This is a genomic window from Cupriavidus sp. FW305-26 (assembly GCF_058787975.1).
In genome coordinates this window covers 42,676-50,932 of record NZ_JBYTAH010000058.1, presented here as the reverse complement: position 1 = coordinate 50,932, position 8,257 = coordinate 42,676, and the positions used below count along the sequence as shown (strand labels likewise).

The 8,257-nt window shown below is 58.6% G+C and carries 3 protein-coding genes; all 3 read right to left on the bottom strand.

Features of this window, described 5'->3' with window-relative positions; all coding sequences use genetic code 11:
• A partial coding sequence (locus AC3WQZ_RS26440) for a hypothetical protein (protein ID WP_492301537.1) occupies positions 1–475 on the bottom strand: 475 nt, incomplete at its 3' end.
• 388 nt (positions 476–863) lie between these two features.
• A complete protein-coding gene (locus AC3WQZ_RS26435; protein WP_492301535.1) occupies positions 864–4,841 on the bottom strand; it encodes a tetratricopeptide repeat protein in 3,978 nt (1,325 codons plus the stop codon).
• A 607-nt stretch (positions 4,842–5,448) separates the two neighbouring features.
• Positions 5,449–8,253, bottom strand: a complete 2,805-nt coding sequence (locus tag AC3WQZ_RS26430; RefSeq protein ID WP_492301533.1) for a toprim domain-containing protein — start codon at positions 8,251–8,253, stop codon at positions 5,449–5,451.
• Positions 8,254–8,257: the final 4 nt, after the last annotated feature.

Genomic DNA, 8,257 nt, shown 5'->3' with positions numbered 1-8,257 from the left:
GCACGGCACCGATCAGGTCGGCCATGTTCAGGCGGGGGCGGGGCGGCAGTGCCGGGGCGGCGGCAAGCCGTGCCCGCATGGCTTCCAGTTCCTTGTCGGTGACCAGCGACTTCGTTGCGCGAGGCAGCGCATCGCGAATCAGGCCGATCGCCGTGGCCTGGTCGTTAGCATTCCTGACGGCAAGTGCCAGGGAGATCCGCTGGCCGCGGTTCGCCAGCGTACGGATCAGGAACATGACCGCGTCCACCATGCCCCAGGCCAGGTTGCAGCCCAGCGCGGCATGCATCATGGTGCGGCTGGCATCCGGGCCACCCGTGCCGCTCGACACCGCGCCGACAAAAGTGAGCGCCATGAACAGGCCGAAGCACATCTCGGAGACGCGATCCACGACGTCCAGCACCGGCTCCCGTGTCTGAGCATCCTCCGGCGGCACGGTCGCGCCGGCATGGATCGTCGTCCTGGGTGAATCGGGCATGGCGGACTCCCGAAAGCTGCGTCGATGATCGGATGGGCGATAGGGGCTGTGCTCGTGGGAGCGAGGGCGACTGTGCCTGCCTGGCCCGTCGTCCTGTGGACAAGTATGCGCGCCAGCGGCAAATATGCCAGGCGAGCATTCCTTGATTGGCGTGATGAACCACGGTTTTCCGGGGGAGGGTAGAAAACGTGGGCAAACGCCGGGCAACAAAAAACCCAGAGAGCTTGCGCTGTCTGGGTTTCCTGGCAACTTAGGCAGTTGCTGGCCATTTGTCTGGTGGTGGTACAGCGACCGAACTGTAGGGATAAATCCTTGATAATCAGGTGGATGGGCTTATGGTTTCTGCTACATACCCTGTAGCATACCCCGAAGCTGAGCGACCTTTCGCCTATGCCTGGAACAGCCGGAAGCTGGGCGCTACCGTTACGTAACAAGGGCCGACTCTTGCAGCGAGCCGTGAGAGATCGTCCAGCGATTCGGTTGGAGCGGAGTGCCGAGCCGATTTCACTGCGACGACAAGGGCGCGGCGCCAGGATTCCTGCTTGGCAGCGACTGCGTCGTCTTCAAATGGGTGGTTGCCGGCTAGGGAAAAGATGTGATCGAGGAATGTGCTGAAGCTGAGATGCAATGCAGCTTCAATGCCGTCACCATCAATGCCTGTGCGCTGGAAGAACGGCGCTGTAAGCGCTCTGATCATCGCTACGACGGCAGGAATCGATGCGCCTCGGATGGCCAAATACTTGATCACGTCGACGACTACACGTATGGCGCTTCCGATCTCCACGCTTGCATCTCCCAAGTACTGAAGTAAGCAAGCCATGTACATCTTTTTCGCAACACTCTCTTGGGCGATGGCCCAAATGATGTCACCGGGCCCTACGGAAACATGAGTGCGATGCTTCGCGAGGCTCAAGCATACAAGCTTGTGGTAAGCAGCCGAGTCGCACAGTTTACGGCCGGTTGCTAGGCCGCAAAAAAGCTGTGGCCACACTGTAGGAATCTTCGCTATAGCTTCCGCAGCCTCACGCAGGCGTCCGTCTACAGTAAGCAGAAGCGCTTTGCGCTCTAGGCAAAGCAACAGTGCGTCAAACGATTCTTGATCTAGCAGCGCCCCTAGCTCGGACATATGATCAGGAGGCTCTTCTACTCCCCACGAAGGAAGAATCTGACAGTATTTGTCGATGCAGGCCCGGACACGTTGGAGGTGGTCCAGTTGATTGGCGTGATAGGCATTTGAATACTCGACAATGGATATTCGGCCGTCCTCTTCATACATGTGTCCGGACGCACGATCGTCCTCGAGCTTGCTGATCAGCCCTGCTAGCGTTCCCTCTGCTGACGATGAAATGTAGATTTCGGCAAATTGATCCAGACTGCCTTCCGCGCCGGCGGTTACGAGCTCATTGATTGCCGAGAGATCCACAACCACGGGTCCTGTCCATGCCTGGAGCCTCTCATAGCTCCGAGTACGTTCTTCTTGAGTGCCTGAACAGACGTAGAGTTTATGGCCGAAGTCTTGTGGCCAATCTGATGCAAGCACCGCGACTGGCGTTCCGATGATCCTCGCAATGGACCCCAGGGGCAGCGGGTTCTGCGCGTACGTCGAAATTGCTTGCTGAATCTGCTCCTTTCTAGCCTTAAGCATCGAGATGACCTTGCTCATGTCGAGCTGGCCATTGCTGTCTTGCGGGATAGAAATGGACGTTAGCGGGCCAGTGCCGCCCACGGATGTGTGAATCATTTCTTGCGCGCGGCCTCCGAGATGCCGGTACGCTGAATCGATGCCAACAATCTCGTAATCGTGCTTGCCACCGAACGAATCGACTACCGAGATAAATTCGGTAGCTCGCTTACCCAAGTTCTCCTTAGCAAAGTCGCTGTTAGCGCTGAAGAAGCCTTGGGCATCGCACAGTCCTGTCGGTACTATGGGGTCGATGACAACAACTCTCTTGCTGTCATCCGCCGCACGCAGTGTGATAGCACTTCCGGGTGCTACGTGTTGCGGCACCTCGGGCATGCTTTCCTTTCTCATGGCAAATATCTGCGATAGGTAAATCGCAGCCGCCTCGCCATTGTGAAGAGCATTACGGAAGAGTTGATAGAGCCGGTTGAACCCTCGTTCCCGAACGCCATGCTCAATTTCGAGGCGCGCAAGCTGGGCTTGGCTTCGCAGGGAGCCTTTTAGGTCCAGTGGTATGTCAGCCCTTAGCAATCTTCGGGCATCCCCGATCTGCTTTTGACGGAGCAAGACCACGGCGCGGAAGATCCATGCATCTGCGCGATCGCCGTGGGCTTCCAGCTGTAACAAAGACAAGACCGATAGCTGGTGCCAGTCGTTTGCATCCTGCGCAAGCTCGACGGCGAGGGACCGAATTTGCGGATCGCTCATCGCAGACTCAGGAAAGTCCTTTAGCATGGCGAGCGCTTTCTTTCGTAGGTTTGTGCGGATATAAGCTTCGAAGAGCATGGTGTGATGCTCGCTTACGTACCCGTTCGGAAGCTTACTCGCCAGCAGCCTTATCACATCGCTATGTCGGTCGAACGAAGCACAGAGCTTTGCGACCATGAGGACATTGCGCGAATCTGCGTCCGTCTCAACGCACCGCACCAGATCGTCGGTCGCTGCATCGATCCACGCAAGCTTCTCACGGGCTGCCACATGTAATGCAACCACTCGTGCCGGCACGGATTCCTGCGTGGCAAACCATTCGGCAGTCAGCTGTCCGTTTGCCTCGTCGGCTTTTCCGAGATTTGAGTTTGCTAGCCAGCGATAGGCAGTCATCAATGCCATTTGATCGGCATCATGTTCGATGGTGGCTTCGATCCTTTCAATGAGAGAAATATCGCCTCGCTGCGCTGCAAGCTCGGCCAATACGAGCTTGCCGTCATCTTCGAGCGATTCGAAATGCGCGAGTCCGAACTCGAGAGCACTATCATGGCCTTTGAGCCGTACAACGGAGTCGAGACAGATCCTTACCAGCTGCTGGTCATTCGGAAACCGCTCAGCGCCATTCATGAGTAATTCCATCGCCGTTTCGGTTTCGCCGAGCATCAGCAAGGCATATCCGAGGGATGTTGCTGCTTGAGAAGTCGACTTGTCTTGTCGCGTCCACAGCTTTTCGCCGAACGGTTTCAGTGCCTCGACTGCCTCCCTGAGTCCGCTAAGTTTCTGTTGGGGTATTACCCCTATACTGGCCAAGGCCCCGTCGCTCAGTGCGTCATTGACGCGAGCCATCAACAGTAGGGCGCGATGATCGAAGCTAGGCTGGCCCTTTGCACAAGCTTTTTGGGCTAGTCGAGCTGCCTCGACTGCATTACCGTCTACTAGCTCAAGCCAGCCGAGCGTATAGAGAACGTCCTGATTATCCCTGAACTCCGGGGGCACATCCTGACGTAACTTCAGCGCTTTGCCGTTCGCATGAGCGGCCTGGAGCCATGCGCAAAACACGCTGGAGGATGCGGCGAATCTTTGACGCAGTGCATAGGCACGCTCCAACGCTTCTTCATTTCTGCTTCGAAGAAGTGAAGCTCGCACGTGGTTTGCTGCTGCCTTGTCATCGCTAGGCGTAAGTTCGAAGGCAGTGTCGAAGTCCTTCGCAGCAAGCTGGTCCTCGTTCAGGAGCCAATAGCAATTTGCGCGTTGTATGTACCATCTTGCGCGTTGATGGATGTCCAGCGCATCCAATGTGCCGGCCATGCGGGACAGGTTTGCGAGCGCGTCGGATGCACGCCCTTCGATGAGCAGCTGTTTTATACCGTCCAGTTGGCCGTCAATGAACTTGTCTACTGAATCTGTGCGGGCGTCGGGAATCAGAGGGGGCGGGCCGTTACCTGACGTGTTAGCCGATAAGACTTGAGAAGAGAACTGCGCCAGCGCTTGGTCTAGCTTCTTGTCAAAGTCGAAGATTGCGCCGCCGGCCATTTGGGGGGCTAACTGCGACTGCAGTTCGGGGTAACGCCGGATGTATGTTTCGAGTGTGTCCCAGAAAGCCAGGGCAACGGTGAACTTGCCTTCCAATGCACGCGCATCGCTAAGTTGAGCGGCGTAGGCCACGAGCTTCACATCATTCAACGCCGTCGTAGCGATGATGAGTTGTTCGATTTGAACAGGTCCTTGATCGGCGGCCTTTACTTCGTCGTTGATGATTCGAGCACTCAACTGCCCGAATGACTTCTTCTTGCACTGGATGCCGTAGCGCTTATTCTCGCGGGTGACAAAGATGTCGACGCCGTTCTGCTTCTGGCCAGAACGTCCATTCTTGATGGCCAATAGATCATCAAAGACTACGCTGTAGATGATGTGGCAAACGTCTTCGAAATCCTCAGCAGTCCGTGGAGGCTGCACTCCGGTACTGTAGACGAGCATGTGATTTGATTTGATTGATAGTCGGCGTTGCGGCAGGCACTAATGGTAACTGCGAAGGGGTGGTGTGCCTCAGCGCTGGTCGTAACTCGCCGGCGGAGGTCGGCTAGCAAAAAAAGCCGTGGCATCGTGGCAAAGCCCTGCCATCGCCTGTGAGTCCTTATAAATCAATGGGTTAGGTGGTCACGAGATGCCACGAAATCAGTTGTGGCACGCCTCCAATTCCGTGGCTCAAAAAATAGGCAGCGCCCCCAAACCGTGGCAACCCGGCACTTGCTCTTTTCTCCGCTTTCTTTCTCTTTCTCTTTGATTTTAAAAGGAAAAAAGGAAATAAGAGGGGCAGGGCGCCGAAAGGGCAGCGTGGGAAACCAAAGGAAAGTCGTGGCAAAAACAACGAAAGTCGTGGCACCAGTTTCCTTGTAAATCAACGGGTTAGCGGAGAAACTACACGGTGCCACAGGCTTTTTCAGATTCCGCGCCACCCGGCGGCACGGTGAAGTCCGGCCGGCGATCCCTGCCCTTCGTCGGTGGCTCGCTGCCAGGAATGCGCGGTATGGCCAAAGAGAAGGCCCGCACAAGGCGGGCCGAGGGTTAGGGCGGAAAAGCGCTGCTATGGCGGCACTCGGCCATCTTCGAGCTCAGGTATGGCCTGGAGGCCCAGCCGCTCCAGGCGCGGCACGCTGATGGCCGTCATATGGGCAAGGCGCCGCCCAAACTGGCGCCTTTCCACATCATCCAGGGGCTTGCCTGCGTGCGTGGGCACGACGCCGGATTGCAGCAGCTGCTGCTTGAAGATTCTGGCCGTCTTGATGGGCAGCGCATCGAATTTCGGACGCAGGTGCGGCGCTGTCGAGATATGGTCCATGATGTGGCTCGGCCGCACGAAGAGGGCCATTTCCTTGCCGCCGTCGTCGGTCTCCACGACGCCCCAGCACCGGGGAAACTCGAATCGCCGCGCGGCCAGCTCCGACAACAAGATTTCCATGATCCAGACCCAGGGCAGCCGGGTGCCGTCAGTGTCGGCAATGTGTGCATTCATCTCGGCCAGCAAGTCATCGACGAAGCCGCCCTGGTCGGCGTCGATCTCCGCGAACTCGGCAAGCAGTGCCCACGCGGTCATGACTGCTGCGTAGTTCTCCATCATTCGCCGGGCGGTCGCATCGCTTGCCTCAGCGCGGCTGCGCTTCACGCATTCCGCGAGGAAGGCGGCATGCAGGTCGCGGATGCGCGCAGGCTCGATCGCGGCCAGAAACTGCAGCCACTCCCACACCGGGAACTGCGGCAGGCTGTGCGGGATGATGTCGCCCTGCTTAGCCACGGCCAGCGATGTACGGCAGATCTTCGATTGCAGGCTCTCCACGTCCACTTCTTCGCCGGCCAGCAGCACCGGTGCGCACATCAGGTACGGCGTTAGTGCCGCGCCCACGCGGGTGAACTCGAAACGGTAGGTGGACTGCAGCAGGCCGTCGATGTCGGAAAGCACTGCCTTCGGCAGCTTGGAAAATTCGTCCCATCCCACAGGCTGCGTGGTCCATGAGACAGACGCGCGCCGGCGGTGATCGGTCTTCAGCATCTGGCCCGACAGGACTTGGAATGCAAGGGTGGTCTGCAGGCTCTCCAAGAGCTTCGATTTGCCTGAGCCTTTCTCGGCCTGCATCTGCAGATGGGGATAGAACCCTAGGACTGTCTTGAGATGGGCGCCAAGGGCCCATACGAGCCCGATAGCGGCTGCATTGTCCCGAAAGGTCGCCTGATAAGCCGCGATGACAGTGCGGGCGTTCTGGCGCGTTCCACGCGGAAATGTCATGTTGTAGTAGAGGCATTGCTTCTGCGGCTCCATGAAGTAACAGTCGCTGCCTTCCAGCGCGGCCAGCTCACCGCCACGCCACGCCAGCCCAACGAAGTTCACCACGTCTCGCGCGCCGAGGTCTGCGGCACGCTCCAGGACGGTGACCATCCGCGAAAACTGCGCCGGCATCCAGATGTGCCCGAACTTGCCGCGCCACCATTCATGGTTATAGAGCTTGTCGTTGCCTACAACTTCACGCTGCAGCACGGCGCCGTGTCGCGGCACCTGGGCGCTGATGCCAAACACGGTTTCCGGCTGGTTGTCGGGCGTGCCGTTGATGGTGGCCAGATGGCTCTGAATACGAAGGCGGGAGAATCCAGCTACTCGAAACGAGCACAGGTCGCCCAATTCCTCTGTTCGGCGCGGCTGGCTGTCGTCGCCTTCTCCCTCCTTGTACTTCTCCACGAATTGCGTGAAGTCGTCCTTCACGCGGAAGCGCCAATAGACAGCAAAGTCATGGCTCGGCAGGAAGACGCGGCGCGTGCCTTCCATGTGCTCGCCTCCGCCGGGCATGCCGGGAATGAGCCAGGGCTCCAGGCGTTTGAGCCGCTTGGTGAGCTCATCAGCGCCATGCTGCTGCAGCACATCGTTTATGTCCTCGCCTTCCTCCCAGTCCTGCATGTCAACAAACATGGAGCCAATGTCCGCAGCGGTCAGCGCCTCGGAGAGCTTCCATGCGGCGGCAAGGCCGGGGCGCTGTCCGGTGCGTTCGTTGACGGCATCGGTGTGATCGAGGGCAATCAGCACGCGCTTGCCGCGCAAGAATGTCCAATCGATCCGGTCAACGTTGGCGGTTCCTCGGATGGCGAATGCCGCGCAGCCGTCGGGCAGGTGGCAGGACTCCACCGACAGCGCATTAATGGGGCTTTCCACGATGAATACCGTATGTGCGCGGCGCAGGCGCATTGCATCAGCCGTCCAGCCATACCCGATCTTCTCGCCCTGGCATTGCGTCTTGACGTTGCCATTGGCTGCGGGATCTGCATAGCGCAGGTCAACCGCGACGACGCGGCCAGTGCCTGACTCCCGAACAATGAAGGCGGCAGCTGGGCCGCCGTGGCCAACCTCACCAACAGGAATCTTCTGGCTCTGCCAGGTGTTCCACCCAACCGTGCCCGCCTTAATGGCGCGACGCGTTACCGTCTCGTCTATGCCGCGGCTGGCCAAGTAGGCTACAGCAGGGGCTGGATCAATTCGAACCCGATCTGCGATGTATTCCTCGGTGCTTTTCTTCGTGGGCAGCGCACGCTGCTCGGGAGCGGGCATCGGCATGCCGTACCACTCGCCGAGAAGCTTTGCGGCATCCAATGGGCCTGCGACATCCGGGAGGCAATGTCGCACCAGGTCGATGCAGGAACCGCCGGCCTCGGTAGACCAATCTTTCCATGCTCGGCCGTTGTCAAAGATGGAAAGGGAGGGACTCGAATCCGTGTGAAGCGGGCTGTGATAGTTGCCCTTGGCGCCGCTCCTGCGGAGCTCAAGGCGCTCCGCCAGGTCGTGCAGGTCGATGTCGCGCTTGAGCTGCTCAAACCACGAGCGCAGGGCAGGGTTTTGCTGTGTCTGCATGGTG

Coding starts and splice junctions, on each gene's coding strand:
- AC3WQZ_RS26435 (WP_492301535.1), bottom strand. CDS start 4,841: ATGCTCGTCTACAGTACCGGAGTGCAGCCTCCACGGACTGCTGAGGAT.
- AC3WQZ_RS26430 (WP_492301533.1), bottom strand. CDS start 8,253: ATGCAGACACAGCAAAACCCTGCCCTGCGCTCGTGGTTTGAGCAGCTC.